Genomic DNA, 18,497 nt, shown 5'->3' with positions numbered 1-18,497 from the left:
GTTTTGTGCTATTAAAGCGTGATTTTATTATCTTCTGTTGAATTAGAACCTATATTTTTAGTTTGTCCCAAATGATGTGCTAGTAATTTATCAATTAATTCTTCCTTGGTTAAATGATGAAATACAGTGTGTATTTTTTCTCTGAATGCTGAGGGAATGGTATGATTGGGTTTTGTTTTAAAAATTTTCTTAGCCCAAAGCAAACTATTATTTTCTTCTATACTCGCTGCATCTGCTTTTTTAAACTTGGTAAAAGTTAGACCAAGTTCCTTTTCAAATTCAGGAATATCTTTTTCTTCTTCTTTTTGCAATACGGTTAACGAAAATCCGCTTGCCCCTGCTCTAGCAGTACGCCCACTTCTATGAACATAGGTCTCATAAACATCTGGCAAATGGTAATTTACAACATACGATATTTCTTTAACATCTAAACCACGAGCTGCTAAATCTGTAGCTACCAATATTTTTATATGGCCTTCTCTAAACTGACCCATAATTCGGTCTCTTATAGGTTGCGTTAAACTACCGTGCAAAGCTCCTGAAGGGAATTTATGAATCGCTAAATTTTTGGCTAATTTATTAACGGCAGCCTTTGTTTTGCAAAAAATAATACCACTCTGCCCTTCTTTTGAATTCAAGAAATGCATTAACACTTCTAACTTTTCAATAGGTTCTACCACCACATATTGGTGATCTATGGCGGTATTACCAACCACCTCCATATTTACACTAACATGAACTACGTGCTTAGACAAGTAATTTTGCACCAATTGTTTTATGGTACCGGGCATGGTTGCCGTAAATAAAATGGTTCTTTTTTCTTTAGGCAAGGCGGCCACAATAACATCCAATCCCTCTTTCAGTGAAGTCACCATTTCATCGGCTTCATCTAAAACCAAATACTTTGCATTTTTGATGCTTATTGCGTTTCGTTTTAACAAATCGATTAAACGACCAGGGGTTGCAATTACTATATGAGTCTTTTCGGTTAAGCGTTCTATTTGTGGTTTTATAGGAGTTCCTCCGCAGACAGACGCTATAGAAACTTGCGGCACATACTTACAAAAGGAAACTAAGTTGGCATAAATCTGTTGCCCTAATTCTCTTGTAGGCACCACTATAACCGCTTGTATAGAATCATTATCAGTATCTATAAGTTGAATTAACGGCAAACCAAAAGCAGCAGTTTTTCCTGTTCCCGTTTTGGCAAGCCCAACAAAATCCTTATTAGATTCTAATAAAACAGGTATAGATTTTACCTGAATTTCTGTTGGCGTCGTAATTTCTAAATCGGCTAAGCTTTTTTGTAGCTGAGAACTAACACCTAGCTTAGAAAAATGTTTTGACATAATTTAATTTTGCGCAAAGATAGTTACTATTTTTTGCTACAAAGCATAAAAAAAGGGGGATCTTTTAGATCCCCCTTTTTACAAATTGGTACTCGTATATGTTATAAAACTTTTACGTTTACTGCATTTAAACCTTTTTTGCCTTCTTCAAGATTAAATTCAACTTCATCGTCTTCACGAATTTCATCTACTAATCCAGAAATGTGTACAAAAATGTCCTTGTTTGAACCTTCTTCTTTGATAAAACCAAAACCTTTGGCATCATTGAAAAATTTAACTGTTCCTTTACTCATTGTAATCTATTTAATTTATTAATTATTAGATACTATTCAAATATGATGCCAGTAATTATTTATCCACTTACATTTGCAATAAATTAGTGTATTGCATATTAGAAACATACATAACAATCCATATCCTTTTAAGGAACTCTGTAGTGCCAACCCACTACTGAAGAACTTTGTATTTGTAAACAATCACAATACCTCTACCCTAGATTTTTCCAATCAACAAGCGGTATTAGAACTAAATAGAGCGCTATTAAAGTGGTATTACAAGGTAGATTTATGGAGTATCCCCAAGGGATATCTTTGTCCGCCTATTCCTGGACGCGCAGATTATATTCATCATATCGCTGATATTTTAAAGGAAGGCCAATTAGAGAAACCCATAAAAGGCTTAGATATTGGCGTAGGTGCAAATTGTATTTACCCAATTTTAGGCAGTCAGATCTACAATTGGAAAATGGTAGGTTGCGATATTGATACCCAAGCTGTAGCTTCAGCAAAACAAAATGTAAGCAACAATGTTAAGTTAAAAACTGAAATTGATATTAGACAGCAGGGAGATAAGGCAAACATTTTTGAAGGGATTATCAGAACTGATGAATATTTTAGTTTTACAATGTGCAACCCTCCTTTTCACGCATCCGAAGCAGAAGCGAACAAAGGAACAATACGTAAATTGAAAAACTTAGGTATTCCTATAAATAGGGAACTTAATTTTGGAGGAATGGCTAATGAACTTTGGTGCAATGGAGGGGAAGCCTTGTTTTTAAAACGGATGATCAAGGAAAGCGTATCCTTTAAAAATAGGGTTCACTATTTTACGAGTTTGGTATCTAAGAGTGAACATCTTCCGAAACTAGAAAAACAACTCACAAAATTAAAAGCGACCTATTTTACAGTCCCAATGGCACAAGGCCATAAAAAAAGTAGAATTCTTGTTTGGAAATTTTAAACAACCTATTCCCTGAAAAGAAAAAAGTACCTAAAAACAGTTATGTGCTTCTAAGTACTTTTATATAACGTAAATCTATTTATTTTACTCTTCTGGTGGGTACCCGTGGATTTTTTCAAAATCTTCGTCAAAATTTTCACGCAAATACGTCATCAGCCTCTTTTTATAATCGTCCTTTAACCAACTTAGAAAATTAAAGGTACTTCTGCTAATACACTTGGCATACATTTGAATACGGTGATCAATATCATCATCTAACAGTTTAGCCAATGCTAAGGCATCATAAACATCTTCACTATTTTCGATACATATTTTAGCATGTTGCTCAATGGAGCGTTCCAAAACAACCTTTGATGATTCTCCACCAGAAACTGCATCGGTATAGGTTGCTTTAATGTCAAAATAAACTTCTTCAGATTTTTCAAACTCTTTACGGAGTTCTTCTGGCATCTCATGCCTAAAGGTACTTTCTATATCTTCGTCGTTCTGTAAACGATCCATATAGAAATTAGGGTTACTAAAGATGGTTTGCCAATCTAAATCTGCTCCCCAAGGTCCAAACCTATGATAGTTATTCCCTAAATCTATTACTGTAAATTTAGATTTGTTATTTAAAATACGAGACCCACGCCCTATCATTTGATAATACAAGGTTAAGGACTTTGTTGCTCTGTTTAATATAATAGTGTCTATGGTTGGCTCATCAAAACCAGTAGTTAAAATACTAACAGATGTCAATATAGCGTCTGGCGTTTCTTTAAACCATTTTAATATTTGTTTTCGTTGCTTCTTGGTCGCTGTATTATCCAAGTGCATTACTGAAAAACCAGCATCCTTAAACGTATGATATACCTGAATAGAGGTATTAATACCATTATTGAAAATTAAAGTCTTTTTGTGTAAAGAATTCATTTTATAAGCTTCCAATAATTTATCTAGCATAGCAGAACTAGAATATAAATCTTCGGAAGATTTTACCGTATAATCCCCATTAGACCCAATTTCTAAGGATGTTAATCCCATATTGTATTGGTACACTTCTGCACGAGCTAAAAATTCGTTTTCAATAAGGGAACCAATACTTTCACCAGCAATTAATTCGTCGTAATTATCTTTCATTGGTAAGTTCTTGTTAGAACTCAAGGGAGTAGCTGTAACCCCTAATACGAAGGATTTATCAAAGAATTTAAAAAGTTTTGTAAAGGAGTTGTAGTGTGCTTCATCAATAATAACCAATCCAATATCCGAAATATCCAACATATCGTCATTCAAACGATTGTTTAAGGTTTCTACCATAGCCACAAAACAACTGTAGCGTTCCTGGTCATCTAAATTAGCGGTACTATTGATAACTTTGCTAATGACTCCAAAGCTGGTAAGCATTTTAGACGTCTGATTACAAAGTTCTACTCGGTGCGTCATAATAAGCACCTTTTTTTGATGGTGTTTAAGATACTGTCTTACTATCTCAGAAAAAATAACAGTTTTTCCACCTCCGGTTGGTAATTGATACAATAAGTGATGGTCGTCTGGAGCAGTTTCAAATCGTTCGAAAATTTCATTTAAAGCCCCTTTTTGATAACTATAAAGCTCTTTATCCGTCTTTTTTTCTTGTAATTCGAAAGCAACCTTCATCATAATATCCATTTCTTGTAGGCTGCAAAAATAAGGCCTTTACTAGATTTTAAACGTATAAATAATAAAAAACTGTAATTATTTTTAAAATTTCAACATTCATCTTATTTATGATGACTTTTGTCCAATTTTACTTGAAAATCTAGAAAAAATCACCATTTTTTTCTTGGTATTTATAAAATAAACACCCGTTAAAAGAATACCGGCAGCAATTACAGACTGTAAGGTGATCTGCTCTTCTAAGAAGTACCAACCTAAAACCAAGGCTATAATAGGATTGACATAGGTAGAGGTGGCAACTTTTTCTGGTGACACAATTTTTAATAAATAATTAAAAGAAGTAAAAGCAATAATACTCCCAAAAACAATTAATAAAACCATTGAAATTTGTACCCCACTACTCCATACAGCAGGTGAAGACCACGACTCTCCAAAGAGCATACTAGCTATTAGAAGCAAAAGGCCCCCACTAATCATTTGATACCCCGTATTCACAAAATAGTTGGATGGTAAATCGGCCTTTGAGACAAATAAACTGCCATAACCCCAACTAATCATACACACAAATATCATAACCATTCCTAGAATAGAATTTTCCTGACTTACAATTTCCTTTTGACTCACCAACAAATAAATTCCAATGACTCCTAAGATAACTCCTACGATAGACATGGGTTGTATTTTTTTTCCTTGGAGAATAAGCATTAACAATAATACAACCAAAGGTTGAGCTGATATCTCTAATGCTGCAAAACCACTATCCACATACTTTAACGCCCATACCACTACGCCATTGCCAAAAGCAAGGAATAGAAAACCCGCTATTATAGTATTAATCAACTGTTTTTTAGTAATTGCTATACTTAGTTTCATCACCTTACATATACAAAATATTAAAACCCCTGCGGTAATAAAACGTATTGAAGCTAACATAAATGGTGGTAGTTCTGCTACCGCAATTTTATTTAATAAATAGGTAGATCCCCATATTACATAAATAGAAAAAAAAGCGAGTACAACCAGTGTTGTATTTGAAGATTTACCCATGAAACTATTTCCAATTTTATACTGGGGCAAAAATACGGATAACTTTCTGTTATAGAAACTATAAATTATAGGAGCTTCTATTTTTAGCTTTCTTATCATACATCAATGCGCACTGCATTTTTGTAATTTATCTTTGTTAAAAACAGAAGCCTTATGGATTATAAAATTTATAATAACACTGATAAAAAAAGGTTTGAAGTGCATAGCAATGGATTCATTGCTTTTGCTGAGTATAAACTTGCAGGTAGCATTATTTCTTATACGCACACAGAGGTTCCCAAAGAACTTTCCGGAAAAGGGATTGGTTCTTTTATGGCCAAAGCTGTATTGGACTATGCCTTAGACAACCACTTAAATGTTAAACCCTATTGTCCTTTTATAAAGGCCTATATAGATAAACATCCTCAATATCAGGAAAACTCAATTTTTCACAATAAAAATTTAAAGTAATGAGTACAAAAAAAGTTGAATTGGTAGCGGCACCAAGAGCGCCACATTTTGTTGGAGACGGATTTCGAGTACACAATTTTATACCCAGTGGGTTTCGGTTAGATATGGAACGTATGAGTCCTTTTATAATGTTGGACTATAATTCCAAATTTTATTTCCCTCCGTCAGAAGAACCCAAAGGTGTAGGTGTCCACCCTCATAGAGGTTTTGAAACCGTAACAGTTGCCTACAAAGGCAAAGTAGCTCACCACGACAGTAGTGGCGGTGGCGGGGTAATTGGTGAAGGCGGTGTTCAATGGATGACAGCTGCATCTGGGGTATTGCATAAAGAATATCATGAAGAAGAATTTAGTAAAGCAGGAGGAGATTTTCAAATGGTACAATTGTGGGTTAATCTACCCGCCAAAGACAAAATGAGTAGCCCCAAATACCAAGGTTTCTCTAAGGAACAAATTAACAAACACACCCTAGATGATGAAGCAGGGGTTGTTGAAGTTATAGCCGGAAACTATAAAGGTACCGCTGGATCTGCGAGTACATTTACACCCTTACACATGTACAATGTAAAACTTGGAAAGGACAAAACTGCCCATTTTTCGTTTCCTGCTGAATACAATACGGCTCTTCTCGTAATAGAAGGGAGCATCCTTGTAAATGACCATGAAAAAGTACCTACAGATCATTTGGTTTTACTAGAAAATAAAGGCGAAGAATTTACAATTAAAGCCATTGAAAATTCCACAGTTTTAGTGCTAAGTGGAGAACCAATAAACGAACCTATTGCGGCACAAGGGCCTTTTGTGATGAATACAAGAGAGGAATTAGTACAAGCCATAAACGATTTTAATATGGGGAAATTTGGCTATTTAGAAGATTAAAAAATAGAACTATGAAAACAATACTACATAAAGCAAACACAAGAGGACAAGCAAATCACGGTTGGTTAAACTCTTTCCATTCTTTTAGCTTCGCTAATTATTATGATCCAGAGCGTATGCATTTTGGTGCATTACGCGTATTAAATGATGATACCGTAAGTGAAGGCAGAGGATTTGGCGCACACCCACATCGCAATATGGAAATAATTTCTATTCCACTAAAAGGCGATTTACAGCACCAAGATGATATGGGAAACGCTACTATTATTAAAGAAGGTGATATACAAGTTATGAGTGCTGGTACGGGAGTAACCCATAGTGAATATAATAAAAACAGGGATCAGGAAGTACAGTTTTTACAGATTTGGGTAGTTCCTAATACAGAAAATGTAACACCGCGCTACGGTCAAATTTCAATGGTAGAATTGTATAAAGAAAACCAATTGTACCAAATTTTATCACCCAACAAGAATGATGTCGGCGTTTGGATTTATCAAGATGCTTGGTTTCATTTGGGAGAATTTACAAGTAAAACTGTAACCAACTATTCGCTACATAAAAAAGGGAATGGAATATATGCCTTCATTCTGGAGGGCTCTATTGAAATTGAAGGTCAAAAATTAAATAAGCGCGATGGTTTTGGTATTTGGGAAACAGATAGCATTTCTTTAAAAGCAAGTGCAGACAGTGAAATTTTACTTATGGAAGTTCCAATGGAATTTTAGTAAATTAGATGGTATAACTTAAACTTTAAACAAATGTCCAATACCCTATTAATAATTGAAGAACGGGCTGCTAGTATTGGCAACTTTATGGTGGGTCGTCTATTGCCATTTCGGCAAAAAAGGGCTGTAGGTCCTTTTGTTTTTATTGATCATATGGGCCCAGCCACTTTAAACGAAACTGAAAATTTAGATGTTCCTCCCCATCCACATATCGGCTTATCTACCCTAACCTTTTTATTTGAGGGTAGCATAATGCATAGAGATAGTTTGGGCACTGAAATGGAAATAAAACCTGGCGCTGTAAATTGGATGACCGCAGGCAAAGGGGTGGTACATTCTGAACGCACACCTGTTTATTTGAGGAATAAAAATAAAACCATACACGGACTTCAAATATGGATTGCATTACCCAAAGAACTAGAGGCTATAACGCCCAGTTTTTTTCATATCAACAAGGAAAACCTTCCACATTGGAAGGAACATGGCGTATCTATTAAACTAATTGCTGGTGAAGCCTTTGGAAAACAATCACCCGTACCTGTGCACAGTAATTTATTTTTTATAGAATTAAAAAGTACACACAAACAATCTATGGATATAAGCCAACATTTGTTTGGAGAAAGTGCTTTGTATATCTTAGAAGGAAGTATTACCAATGATGGACACAGTTATGGACCTAAACAAATTTTGGTTGCCAAGGAAAGCAATTTATGCGCCTTTGAAATGAATAAAAACACTACCGTATATATTTTTGGAGGCGATCCTTTTCCTGAAGAACGTTTTATCCATTGGAACTTTGTTTCCTCAAGCAAAGAAAAAATAGAACAAGCAAAAACAGATTGGAAAAATCAAAAATTTCCAAAAGTACCTGGAGAAACAGATTTTGTTCCTTTACCAGAAGTAAAACCAACAAAAAAAAACTAATAGTATGAAAACAGGAAGATTAGAAGCTTTTAGTGACGGTGTATTAGCCATTGTAATTACCATTATGGTCTTAGAAATGGGAGCTCCCGAAGAAACGACCCTAGAAGGGTTATTATCTGTTGCTCCTGTGTTTGTAAGTTATTTGTTGAGTTTTATTTATATTGGAATTTACTGGAACAATCACCACCACTTACTACAGGTTACGCAAAAGGTAAATGGGACTATTTTATGGGCAAATTTACATTTGTTGTTTTGGTTGTCATTGGTGCCATTTGCAACCAGCTGGGTAGGTGAAAACTATGAGTCAGCCTTACCTGTAGCGCTATATGGGACTGTCCTTTTAGGAAGCGCCATTGCCTATGCTATTTTAGAAGTTTGTCTTATCAAAAACCACGATGAAAACTTTCCATTGCGAAAAATAACAAAAAATGGCCTGAAGGAATATGCCTCTATATTGATATATTTAGCCTCCTTGCCTCTTGCGTACGTTAATACTTGGATTGCAATTGGCTGTTTTGCTCTTGTTGCCATCTTATGGTTGATTCCCAGTAAAAAAATAGAATCTGCAATAACTAATTAATAGGGCGCAAAATTTTCCTTGGCCAGATCCTTTCGGATACGGCTTAAGCTCTCTGGGGTAATTCCAAGATAGGAAGCAATCATCCATTGTGGTACACGCAACATCACATCAGGATACATTTTTATAAACTCTAAATACCGTTTTTTTGCAGAAGCCCCTAAAAGCAAATGGATCCTTTTGTTTAAATGTCGAATATGATTGTGTAATAATTTTTCATTCTTTTTCCGAAAGGACGGTGTTACCCTAGCTAGTGATTCAATAAATTCTTCATCCAACAGAACCACCACAGCATCTTCTAAAGCGTCAATATAATAGTTTGATGGTTCTTTAAAATAAACACTATCACGATCACTTACGAGCCAGTTTTCCGTTCCAAATTGTAGTATGTTTTCTTTTCCGGCTTCATCCAAACCAAACAATCGCAATATCCCTTTTTCAACAAAAAATGTATATTTACAAATATCCCCTGCTTGCAACAATTGTTGATTTTTGTTTACAGAAATTGATTTAATAGATGGGTGTATTTGCTGATAAGCAGCCTCATCAACCCCCATATTGTCAATTAGATATGTTTTGAAATTTTGCAGCATAACTCAAAGATACTATAAAAGTTATTTCAAACCCACTTAAAAGCGAAACAGCCATTGTAGTTAGCTCCATTGCATTCGTTGTAATCTAACCGCATTTAATATAGCTAGGAGAGCCACCCCTACATCGGCAAATACAGCCTCCCACATAGTAGCCAATCCGACAGCTCCTAAAATTAAAACAATTGCTTTCACTCCAAAAGCTAAGGCAATATTTTGCCATACAATTTTTCGAGTAGATCTACTTATTTTTATTGCCGTAGCCACTTTTAAAGGTTGATCTGTTTGAATGATAACATCTGCGGTTTCTATAGCAACATCACTGCCTAATCCCCCCATAGCAATGCCTACATTACTCGCTGCCAAAACTGGGGCATCATTGATACCATCACCCATAAAAGCAACCTTGTTTTCAGGGTTTTGTTTTAATATTTCAACCTCTCTTAGTTTATCTTCAGGTAACAATCCACCTTTGGCATTTTTAATATGTAATTGGGATGCCACTTTTTGAGTAATGGAATCCTTATCACCAGAAAGCATCACTATATTTTTAACCCCAATTTTATGCAAAGCGTTAATCGTGGCTATTGCATCGTCCTTTAATTCATCTGCCAGAACAACATAACCAGCAAAAACATTGTCTATAGCTACTAATACCATAGATTCAACAATACTATCAACTTCTTCTAAAATCTTTATATTATTGGAGGTCATGAAGACTTTATTGCCTGCTAAAACTAGTTTTCCATTTACAGTGCCTTTTAATCCTTTTCCGGCTAGTTCCGATACTTCGGTAGCTTTAAAGTCTATTCCTTCACTTGTATATTCCAAAATAGCTTTAGCAATAGGGTGTGTAGACTGTTCTTCTATAGCTATAAGATACTTCATAAATTCTTTCTCATTCCCATAAATTGCTTTAATTTTTGTGATTTTGAACACACCTTTAGTCACCGTACCCGTCTTATCTAGTACTAAGGTGTTTATTTTGTTCATCGCCTCCAAAAATGAAGCACCTTTGAATAAAATTCCGTTTTTAGAGGCTGCCCCCAAACCACCAAAATAACCCAAGGGAATGGAAATAACCAAGGCACAAGGACATGATATCACCAAGAAAATTAAAGCTCTATACAACCAATCTCGGAACACATATTCTGTTACAAAAAAATAAGGAATCAAAGTTAGGCCAATCGCTAAAAAAACAACTATAGGGGTGTATATCCGAGCAAACTTCCTGATGAATAATTCGGTTTTAGATTTACGAGCCGTGGCATTTTGAACCAAATCTAATATTCTAGCGATAGAACTGTCTTTAAATTCTTTAGTAACTTCAACAGTAATTACTTGCTCTAAATTAATACTCCCGGCATAAACATTGGCTCCTTTGACAATTGTATCAGGCTTACTCTCACCAGTTAAGGCCGCCGTGTTTATTGTAGCCATATCAGAAATTAAAACACCATCAAGGGGGATTTTTTCACCCACTTTAATTTGAATATTCTCGCCAATTGCTACCATTTCCGGGCGAACACTTACAAGGTTTCCCTCTCTAAATACAGTTGCCTCTTTGGGGCGTACATCTAGTAGAGCTTTAATGTTTCCTTTCGCCTTAGTTACTGCTGCACTCTGAAATAGTTCGCCTACGGCATAAAATAGCATTACCGCTACACCTTCAGGATATTCTCCAATTGCAAAAGCCCCAAGGGTTGCTATTGTCATTAGAAAGAATTCCGTAAAAATGGCACCTTTTAATATATTCTTTACGCCTTCTTTTACTACGGGTAGTCCTACGGGTAGATAAGCTATAAAAAACCAAATTAATGGAATCCTATCCTTAAAAAAATAGACCTCAAAATAGTCTAAACCAATGCCTATCATAAGCAACGTAAAACTCAGAATGGCAGGGACATACGGTTTTCGTTCACCTGTTTGACTAGTATGGGTATGCCCATCATTTTGATGGTGTACAGCCTCCGTATTTGGTTTTATATCCTTTAAGTTCAGTTTCTTTTTTTTCATACTAAAAATTATACCTGCTAAAATGCAATTTTAACGCATGCAATGGAAGTGCATTAGTGCCCGCTACATTTATCGCAAATGCCCTTTACTACTAAATTTACATTTTCTGAAACAAAACCTTTGGGTACTTTTATTTGTGGAATTTTATGTGCTGTTAAACAAACAGTCTCGTTGCAGTTGTTACAGTGGAAGTGCAAATGCAAATCGGTCTCTATTTCACAATTACACCCTTTTTCACATAAGGCATACTTAGTGATTCCTGTACCATCGTCTATTTGATGCACAATAGCTTTCTCTTCAAAGGTTTTAATGGTTCTGTACAAGGTAGTTCTATCTGCCTTGTCAAAGGCATTTTCAATATCACTTAAGGTTACAGCTACTTGCTTTTCTGCAAGAAACCTATAAATTAACAGGCGCATAGCAGTGACTCTTATGTTTTTTGATTCTAATAGTTGTTCTATTGTTTCCATAATTAATGTGAGTGTTCTGCCTCCCCTTTCTTCATTTCTGCCATAAGGTAATACGCATTATTATACGCAAATTTTGCTGTAGTATCAATAGGATTCAAGAAATTTACAGCTACCCAGTGGTCTACCGTATTTCCTTTTCTTACTTCCATCGGTTTAAAACTCCAAGCATCATTTTCTTTCGCTACCATAAATACAAAGAATTTACCACCATCTTTAACCAGTGCACCCTCCGGTAAAACCTTACTTCTTTTTGAATTAATTTCTATTTTTCCTTGTATATACATTCCTGGTATTAGGTTGTCTTTTTTATTTTGAATTTCTGCGTGAATGTGAACAGCTTTTGGGTTCTCTTCAAAAGTTTTACCAACGGATACTATGCTGGCAACCAACTCTTCATCCGGCATAGATTGAACCTTAAAAGTAACATTTTGCCCTTCTTTTACTAGATGTACATCTTTTTCAAAAACCATTAAATCTGCATGGATATGATGGGTGTCTACTACTTCAAAAAGCTCAGTTTGGGGGTCAACATATTGTCCGGTTTTGATATTTACTTTTTGCACAAACCCATCTATGGGACTCAGCAAAGGTATGCGTTGAAAAATAGTTCCACTCCCAACACTAGCAACATTTATATTTAACAATTTAAGTTGAGCTCCTAATCCGTTCTCCATTGCCTTGGACACCTTATATTCCGACTCAGATTTTTGATAATTGGATCCAGAACCAACCCCAGCCTCATACAATTTCTTTTGGCGATCAAACTCTTTTTTTAAGAAGATGCTGCGACTATATGCATTGAGGTAATTGGTTTGCATTTGAACAATTGTTGGATGTGATAAATAGGCAACCACTTGCCCCTTGTTAACTTTATCCCCTTCAATAACATCAATAGAAACAATTGTAGCACCTATGATTGCAGTGATAGCCGCTTCATTTTGGGGTGGTACTTCCAATTGGCCGTTGGCTTCTACAAAACCGCTCATGGCACGCTTAGACAACACATTAGTTTCCATTTGTAATGTATTGAATTGTTGCGCACTTAACATCACCTCTTTACCATGACTTTGTTGTCCTTTGGCTTCCCCTTCTGTGGTATCTGCAGTTGCTTTTGTAGTGTTGTTGTTATTTTTACAGGCCGTAAAACTACTTACTAGTAGTATTGCTATATAATAATATTTTTTCATCGCTCTATTTATTGATTGTAATATTGGATTTGAAATAAACTCTTTGTGTAATTTTTAAAGGCGGTTTGCGCAGCTAACTCAAGTTCAATTGTCTCTTTCATAAGTTGCGAAAACTCGGTATAATCAATAGCCCTTTCCCTATAAGCAAACAAAGCTCCCGCACGTTGTTCTTTAACCAAGGGTAAAACTTCTGTATTGTAAAACAACCAAGACGATTTCCATCTTTTGAAGTTTTCTAAAGCCTGATCGTATTTGGATTGAAGTTTCTTTTTTTCGTAGTTGGCTTTAGATACAGCTATTTCCTTATCTACTCTTGCTATTTTTATTTGTGCCTTGGTACTACCTGATAAAAAAGGAACAGAAACACCCGCTTGATAACTATAAAACCCAGACTGCCCCTGTACGCGCTGTACACCTCCCTGAAGGCTAAACTTAGGTAGACTAGAGGCTTGGGCTACTTTTAAATGAGCTTCAGCTACCTTTTCATCCGTTTCTAATGCAGCAAATAAAGGGTGATTTTTTAAGGTTGTTTTCTCAGGTTCTAGGCTAGCATTAAATGTATTAGCAACTCCGTAATACACTTCTGACGGCAACCATAAATTTAATTTTGAAAGTGCTATATGGTATTCGCTTTTCGCCGTTTGCTTTGCGTTATTAATCTGTAAAACCTGACTTTTAGCTGCCATAAATTCTAACTTCGAAATTATTTCGAGCTCATAATTTAAAGTTACAGCTGTTGAGAAATTAGCATATATGGAATCTAATTCCGTATAGAGTTCCAGGTTTTTCTTTGCTTGAAAAGCTTGTACCCAAGCCAACTTTAGCTGCTGTTCTACCTGCAATAATGACAAATCATATGAATTTTTAGCACGTTGCAGATGTTGGGCTTGCAGTTTCCTTTTTGGTGCAATACCAAATACATCAATATTAGATTGTCCAACACCAACAAGGGTGTAAACGCCAACACCATCATAAATCTCTTCACCTCCAGTAAAAATGGCTGTAGTTCCTAAATCTACAGCTGTACTTTTTAATGCGTTTTCCTTAAAAATCTCTAGCAAGCCCTGTTTTAACAATGGATAATATTCTTTAGATAATTGTACAGCTTCCTCCAATTTAAGCTCTTGCTGTGGCACCTTAGAGTCCTGTGCTTGTACCCCAAATAAGCATGTAAAGAAAAACACAATAACTGCACTTACCCTAATTGACTTAGTTTTGAAATTAATTTTAAAGACTCCTTTTTCTACCCAATGGTATAAAATTGGTAAGACAAATAAGGTCAAAAATGTTGCTGTGAGCAAACCTCCAATAACAACCGTTGCTAAAGGTCTCTGTACCTCTGCCCCTGCACCAGAGGAAATTGCCATTGGCAGGAACCCTAATACATCCGTAAAAGCAGTAAGCATAATAGGTCTAATCCTTCTTTTTGTGCCTTCAATAATACGATCGTTTAAATTAGTAACACCTTCTTCTTTAAGTTCATTTAAACCACTAACCATAACCAAACCATTTAAAACAGCCACTCCAAAAAGCACAATAAAACCTACCCCTGCCGAAATACTAAAAGGCATATCTCTAAGCCATAAGGCAAATACACCTCCTATGGTAGCCATAGGTATCGCTACGTAAATCATCAATGTTTGTGGGATCGATTTTAAGGCAAAATAAATAAGTACAAAAATCAACAACAATGCAATTGGCACAACCGTCTTTAACCTATTGCTTGCCCGTTCCAAATTTTCAAAAGCCCCACCATAACGGATGTAATACCCCGGCGGTAATTGCAATTCCGCATCCAAACGCCCTTGTATTTCCTCTACAACCGACTTAACATCTCGATCCCTAATATTAATACCAACATAAGTTCTACGGTTGGTATTGTCCCTACTTATTTGCATTGGACCGGGTTTATAACTTATTTCTGCAACTTCTCGCAATGGTATTTGAGAACCAGAAGGTAGCATCACAAACAAATCCTTAATATCTGAAATTTCATTTCGGTTTAATTTATTTAACCGTACAACCAAATCAAATCGTTTTTCACCTTCAAAAATAACTCCTGCTTTTTTCCCTGCAAAAGCAGTTTCAACGGTATTATTTAAGTCAGAAATATGTAGTCCATATTGTGCTAATTTATTTCTATTGTAGTTTATTGATATTTGTGGTTGCCCTGTGGTTGCTTCCACCTTCATATCTGCAACGCCTTCTATATTAGCTATTAGCTTCCCAATTTCTTCAGCCTTTGAGGCTAATACATCTAAATCATCACCAAATAACTTAATGGCAACATCTTCTCTCACTCCCGTTAGCAACTCATTAAATCGCATTTCTATAGGTTGGGTAAATTCAAAATTAACACCTGGAACAAGACTAACTTCATCTTTAATTTTAGACACTAAGTCCGCCTTGGATGATGCTGATGTCCAATCTGATGGCTCTTTTAAAATGACAAAAACATCGGCAATATCCATAGGCATAGGATCTGTAGGAACATCTGCTACACCAATTCTACTAATTACAGATAGTACTTCTGGGAATTTAGCCTTTACAATTTGTTCAATTTTTGTAGTTGTTGCAATGGATTCGGTGAGTGAACTCCCTGGTTTTAAAATAGCATGAAAGGCAATATCACCTTCATCTAACTGCGGAATAAATTCGCCACCCATCCTCGTGAACATAAAAATGGCAACTAAGAAGAAAGCCACTGAAATGCCAAGAATAAGTCTCCCTTTTTGTAGTGATTTGGTGAGTAAAGGCTGGTATTTGGCCTCTATCCAATAAACAAACTTGTCGCCATACGATACTTTATTCGTAGTTGATGCTCTTAAAAACAAAGCAGAAATCATAGGAACATAGGTTAAACACAAGATCATGGCTCCTATCATGGCAAAAATAAATGTGAGGGCCATAGGCCGAAACATTTTACCTTCTACTCCCTCCAAAGCAAGAATAGGAATAAATACAATTAAAATAATTAATTGTCCAAAAAAAGCGGCATTCATCATTTTTTTTGAAGAATTACTAGCTATTTTGTTTCTTTCTGCTGGGTTTAAATTTTTCTTTTTATAGAGCTGTGATGCCATTAAAAAAACCATACTTTCTACAATTATAACAGCGCCATCTACAATAATACCGAAATCAATTGCCCCTAAACTCATTAAATTGGCCCAAACGCCAAAAACATTCATTAAAATAAACGCAAATAACAAGGAAAGAGGAATAGTAGAAGCCACGATAAGTCCGCCACGCCAATTCCCTAAAAGCAAGACCAATACAAAAATGACGATAAGACCACCTTCCAATAAATTGGTGGTCACTGTACCTGTAGTTTTCGCTATTAATTCACTTCTATCTAAAAAGGGTTTTATAATAACCCCATCTGGCAAGGATTTTTGAATTTGAGAAATACGTTCTTTTACATTGGCAATTACATCATTGGAGCTTGCGCCTTTTAGCATCAAAATCATTCCGCCGACAGTTTCTCCCTTTCCATCCTTTGTTAAAGCCCCGTACCGTACAGCATTTCCTATGGAGACAGTTGCAATATCTTTAATTTTAACTGGAATATTATTCTCGTTTTTTACTAAGATTTGCTCTATCTCTGAGATCGACTTTAGAAGTCCTTCTCCCCGTATAAAATTAGCCTGATGATTTTTTTCTATATATGCCCCTCCTGTATTTTGATTGTTATTTGCTAAGGCCGTAAATATATCGGTAATTGTATATCCAATTGCAGCCAACTCCCCGGGGTCAATTGCAACCTCATATTGTTTAATTTTTCCTCCAAAGGCATTAACTTCAACGACACCAGGAACCATTGCCATTTGACGTTTTACGATCCAGTCTTGGATAGTTCGTAATTCTATAGCATTATATTTGTCTTTATAGGCTTCTTCTACTTCCAGAGTATATTGGTAAATTTCACCCAAACCCGTAGATATAGGTCCCATAGTTGGTTTTCCAAAACCTTCTGGAATTTGTTCTAAAATCTCCGGTAGTTTTTCTGATACTAATTGCCTGGGCAAATAAGTACCTACTTCATCATCAAAAACAATAGTCACTACAGATAATCCAAACCTAGAAATAGAACGAATTTCTTTGACGTCTGGTAAATTGCTCATTGCCAATTCCACAGGGTAGGTCACAAATTGCTCTATCTCCTCTGTTCCCAAATTGGGTGCTTGTGTAATGATTTGTACTTGGTTGTTTGTAATATCTGGAACCGCATCAATGGGTACTTGCCTAATACTCCAAATTCCAACTCCTATAATAGCCAGTGTAAACAAGCCAATTATAAATTTATTGTTGATTGAAAAATCAATTATTTTATTAATCATAAAAATGTATAATACAGTGAAACGAATTGACCAATTTTTGTTTTTTCAAAAAATTAATCAATCTAAAAACCTAACAGATAGGTGATTAAATTATATAGTTATCCTATAAAAAAGTATTATACCCTTGGAGGTTGCAAGATCGATTTAGAAATGTCTTTTCCTAAACCTTCAAAATGAAGAAAAATAGTAGTGTCAATTTCATGAGTATCTAATGATAGCTCTGCTACTTTAAAAAATGTAGTTTGTATATGACAACATTGACACTGGCAAAATGGGGAACACATATCTATATGCCCGTGATTATCATTTGCGCTATGTACAATTTCAATTTGCATTTCATGAGAGAACACTTCACCATCTTCACAAGGAATAAAGTTCAATGTTAAAATATAAAACGACAATATGAAAGTTACAAATTTCATTCCGACAAAGATATCATTAATTTAGTGCAATGGTATTGCAAAAATCACTTTCTTAAAAAAGCCAATTGAATTAGAATTTTGATTCTAAATTGTAAAATTCCTATACTTGAAAATTTAATTAATTTTTGTGATTTAGAATGAAATTACTTTAGCATGAAATGTTAAATTTGCAAATTAAAACAAATCAATAGTGCTTATAAATTATATTATTGCAATGTTATGGAGTATATCTCCCTTTGGGGAGGCCAAGGTTGGGATTCCGTATGGAATGCTAAATGGGCTAAACATATACCTTGTTTTTGTAGTTTGTTTTTTATCCAATTTATTGGTTTTTCCAATGATGTTGTTTTTCTTAACCAAGATTAATCAATACCTATTAAATTGGAGGTTTTATAAAAAAGGAGCCATCTATGTAGCTCGGAAGGCAAAAACTGGATCTGGAGATAAAATAAAAAAATACGGATTTTGGGGGCTTATCTTTTTTGTAATGTTACCTATACCTGGAACTGGAGTATATGCAGGAACAATTGCAACGTATTTATTTAAAATAGAAAAACGAAAAGCATTTTTAGCAAATGCCATCGGTATTTTCTTTTCTTCTGTTATTATATGGCTAGCTACTTATTTTGCGATGCAAGGGATGGCATAACT

General features: G+C 35.3%; 17 protein-coding genes. 7 read left to right on the top strand and 10 right to left on the bottom strand.

The window, feature by feature from the left end; all coding sequences use genetic code 11:
* Positions 1-11: 11 nt before the first annotated feature.
* Together MWU65_RS06155 and MWU65_RS06150 are read right to left on the bottom strand one after the other, a co-directional pair.
* The gene (locus tag MWU65_RS06155) at positions 12-1,349 is read right to left on the bottom strand and encodes a DEAD/DEAH box helicase (RefSeq protein WP_247076308.1); all 1,338 of its coding nucleotides are present in this window, start codon (positions 1,347-1,349) and stop codon (positions 12-14) included.
* A gap of 101 nt (positions 1,350-1,450) precedes the next feature.
* Positions 1,451-1,642 (bottom strand): cold-shock protein, encoded by a 192-nt coding sequence (locus tag MWU65_RS06150; RefSeq protein ID WP_247076307.1) that lies wholly within the window; start codon positions 1,640-1,642, stop codon positions 1,451-1,453.
* A gap of 91 nt (positions 1,643-1,733) precedes the next feature.
* On the opposite strand from MWU65_RS06150, the gene rlmF reads away from it, so the two are divergent.
* Positions 1,734-2,588, top strand: coding sequence for a 23S rRNA (adenine(1618)-N(6))-methyltransferase RlmF (gene rlmF / locus MWU65_RS06145; protein ID WP_247076306.1), 855 nt, complete (start codon positions 1,734-1,736; stop codon positions 2,586-2,588).
* A gap of 84 nt (positions 2,589-2,672) precedes the next feature.
* On the opposite strand, the gene MWU65_RS06140 is transcribed toward rlmF, so the two are convergent.
* Both MWU65_RS06140 and MWU65_RS06135 read right to left on the bottom strand, forming a co-directional pair.
* The gene (locus tag MWU65_RS06140; protein WP_247076305.1) at positions 2,673-4,235 is read right to left on the bottom strand and encodes a DEAD/DEAH box helicase family protein; all 1,563 of its coding nucleotides are present in this window, start codon (positions 4,233-4,235) and stop codon (positions 2,673-2,675) included.
* A 96-nt stretch (positions 4,236-4,331) separates the two neighbouring features.
* Positions 4,332-5,270, bottom strand: coding sequence for an EamA family transporter (locus MWU65_RS06135; RefSeq protein ID WP_247076304.1), 939 nt, complete (start codon positions 5,268-5,270; stop codon positions 4,332-4,334).
* A 153-nt stretch (positions 5,271-5,423) separates the two neighbouring features.
* Here MWU65_RS06135 and MWU65_RS06130 point away from each other — a divergent pair, with 153 nt between their 5' ends.
* Genes MWU65_RS06130 through MWU65_RS06110 form a run of 5 tightly spaced genes read left to right on the top strand, consistent with a single transcriptional unit; the run spans position 5,424 to position 8,827 of the window.
* Positions 5,424-5,720 (top strand): GNAT family N-acetyltransferase, encoded by a 297-nt coding sequence (locus tag MWU65_RS06130; RefSeq protein WP_247076303.1) that lies wholly within the window; start codon positions 5,424-5,426, stop codon positions 5,718-5,720.
* Positions 5,720-6,598 carry a pirin family protein gene (locus MWU65_RS06125; RefSeq protein ID WP_247076302.1) on the top strand — a complete coding sequence of 293 codons (879 nt, stop codon included), beginning with the start codon at positions 5,720-5,722 and terminating at the stop codon, positions 6,596-6,598. The genes MWU65_RS06130 and MWU65_RS06125 overlap by 1 nt, the downstream gene beginning before the upstream one ends.
* 11 nt (positions 6,599-6,609) lie before the next feature.
* Positions 6,610-7,323, top strand: a complete 714-nt coding sequence (locus MWU65_RS06120; RefSeq protein ID WP_247076301.1) for a pirin family protein — start codon at positions 6,610-6,612, stop codon at positions 7,321-7,323.
* A 33-nt stretch (positions 7,324-7,356) separates the two neighbouring features.
* A complete protein-coding gene (locus MWU65_RS06115) occupies positions 7,357-8,247 on the top strand; it encodes a pirin family protein (protein ID WP_247076300.1) in 891 nt (296 codons plus the stop codon).
* 4 nt (positions 8,248-8,251) lie between these two features.
* A complete protein-coding gene (locus tag MWU65_RS06110) occupies positions 8,252-8,827 on the top strand; it encodes a TMEM175 family protein (RefSeq protein WP_247076299.1) in 576 nt (191 codons plus the stop codon).
* On the opposite strand, the gene MWU65_RS06105 is transcribed toward MWU65_RS06110, so the two are convergent.
* The 6 genes from MWU65_RS06105 to MWU65_RS06080 all read right to left on the bottom strand — a co-directional run bounded on the left by MWU65_RS06105 (position 8,824) and on the right by MWU65_RS06080 (position 17,846).
* Complete coding sequence (locus MWU65_RS06105) at positions 8,824-9,417, bottom strand: Crp/Fnr family transcriptional regulator (RefSeq protein WP_247076298.1); 594 nt, start codon at positions 9,415-9,417, stop codon at positions 8,824-8,826. The genes MWU65_RS06110 and MWU65_RS06105 overlap by 4 nt on opposite strands.
* A 60-nt stretch (positions 9,418-9,477) precedes the next feature.
* A complete protein-coding gene (locus tag MWU65_RS06100; RefSeq protein ID WP_247076297.1) occupies positions 9,478-11,430 on the bottom strand; it encodes a heavy metal translocating P-type ATPase in 1,953 nt (650 codons plus the stop codon).
* A gap of 53 nt (positions 11,431-11,483) precedes the next feature.
* Entirely contained in the window at positions 11,484-11,900 is a 417-nt protein-coding gene (locus tag MWU65_RS06095; protein WP_247076296.1) for a transcriptional repressor, read from the bottom strand.
* 2 nt (positions 11,901-11,902) lie between these two features.
* Positions 11,903-13,087: an efflux RND transporter periplasmic adaptor subunit gene (locus tag MWU65_RS06090; protein ID WP_247076295.1), complete on the bottom strand. Its 1,185-nt coding sequence runs from the start codon at positions 13,085-13,087 to the stop codon at positions 11,903-11,905.
* Positions 13,088-13,095: 8 nt separating this feature from the next.
* Positions 13,096-17,424, bottom strand: a complete 4,329-nt coding sequence (locus tag MWU65_RS06085) for a CusA/CzcA family heavy metal efflux RND transporter (protein ID WP_247076294.1) — start codon at positions 17,422-17,424, stop codon at positions 13,096-13,098.
* Between the two features lie 116 nt (positions 17,425-17,540).
* Entirely contained in the window at positions 17,541-17,846 is a 306-nt protein-coding gene (locus MWU65_RS06080; protein ID WP_247076293.1) for a DUF6660 family protein, read from the bottom strand.
* A 190-nt stretch (positions 17,847-18,036) separates the two neighbouring features.
* Here MWU65_RS06080 and MWU65_RS06075 point away from each other — a divergent pair, with 190 nt between their 5' ends.
* The gene (locus tag MWU65_RS06075) at positions 18,037-18,495 is read left to right on the top strand and encodes a small multi-drug export protein (RefSeq protein WP_247076292.1); all 459 of its coding nucleotides are present in this window, start codon (positions 18,037-18,039) and stop codon (positions 18,493-18,495) included.
* Positions 18,496-18,497 lie beyond the last annotated feature (2 nt).

The sequence above is a fragment of the Cellulophaga sp. F20128 genome (assembly GCF_023015805.1).
Lineage (GTDB): Bacteria > Bacteroidota > Bacteroidia > Flavobacteriales > Flavobacteriaceae > Cellulophaga.
Note: the sequence above shows the minus strand (reverse complement) of the source record. Positions and strands in the feature narration are given on the sequence as shown.